The organism is Cryobacterium sp. Y11 (assembly GCF_002929535.1).
Lineage (GTDB): Bacteria > Actinomycetota > Actinomycetes > Actinomycetales > Microbacteriaceae > Cryobacterium.
In genome coordinates, this window is the sequence record NZ_PJJO01000006.1 from 1 (window position 1) to 1,273 (window position 1,273).

Below are 1,273 nucleotides of genomic sequence, written 5' to 3' on the forward strand. Positions count from 1 at the left end.
AGCAGCAGCAGACCAGCCGGTAACGAGGCCACGCTTGGCCCTCTTGTGCGTTCCGACGCCGCCCATGTACGCGCTCGTCCCATTTTGGTAAAGTTTCATCGTCGGCATTTTTCCCTCTGGAAAATCGGAAGTGCGGGCCATCCCCCAGCGGCCTGCGAAGCCGTGTGGGGGGTTTTCTTTGCTCATCCTATGGCTCGTGCACATATGAACCTAACTAATCAAGACTGTGCGTCGGGAATCAAACCGAGCGAGCGCACCGGTCCATCTGACGCTCTCTGATCCCGCCGACGGCCTCAGCGGCTCCGCCGCAGTCGGACCGCCGGAGGGGCAGCAGAAAAGCCCCCAGATCGGCTCTGGAGGCTTCTCACGTTCGGTTCCAATCCGACCGTTCACTATTTCATGGGCAAAAGCGGCCCATGAGCGTTCCACTTATCGAATTGATCCCTGAGAAATGGCTAATCCTCGAGCGTTCCATGAGATCCGCAGTTCGACCCGCAAACTCCGGATGCGCAAACGGCCGGCGCGAATGTGGCGATGCTTTGCCCGACTTCGGGCGCTCATCGCTGCTCCTCGCGCAGGAATTCGACCAGGCGAAGGGCAACGCTTTCGGGAATCCACTCAGCGGCGCCCTGGAAGCGAGATTTGCGCTCATCAAGGACGCGAATCGACTGCCGAAGAAATTTCATACGGCGCACGTCACCAGCCTTGCGAGCATCAGCGAAAGCCCACGCGCGCATCAGACGCCGTACGCGGTAAAACTCCCAGTTATTGAGTCCGTCAATCACCACCGGCTCAACCACCGGCCAATTGCCGGATGCGCCCCAGAGCCGCCCCGTTCGATCCCAGCTCTCCGGGTGCCCGTCGCGCTGGTAATGATTCACACCGCGTGAAGCGTGCTTACTCAGGTACTTGAGCCAGCCCTCGGAATCGCGTATGTCTTCGACATCCTGAGCGAAGATTTCCGCAGAAAAAGCATTGGCGACCATTACCCAATGCCCGGCCAACATCGTGCGTTCAAAACCGGTGAGCACGCGATCGAAGTAAACGGCGGCGTGCAAGTGAGGCGTGCCCCGCCGCTGCCACTCGATGACCCAATGCACGCGGGTGGAACCCATGCGCGATAAACGCATGAGCCATGCACGCCGCAGCGCGTGGAACTCAGCGGCAGTGTCCGGAGTATCCCTGACGGTCAGTGTCAGCGCGTAGCCCGAACCGGACAGCTTCGGAGCGTCGACTGTCCAGAGCCACCGAGTCTGTCGACGAGCAGCAGCAG

1 protein-coding gene is annotated in these 1,273 nt (G+C 60.4%); it reads right to left on the bottom strand.

The window, feature by feature from the left end:
• Window positions 1-557: 557 nt before the first annotated feature.
• The coding region (locus tag CXY75_RS00045; RefSeq protein ID WP_233201634.1) for a helitron helicase-like domain-containing protein at window positions 558-1,273 on the bottom strand (716 nt) is incomplete at its 5' end.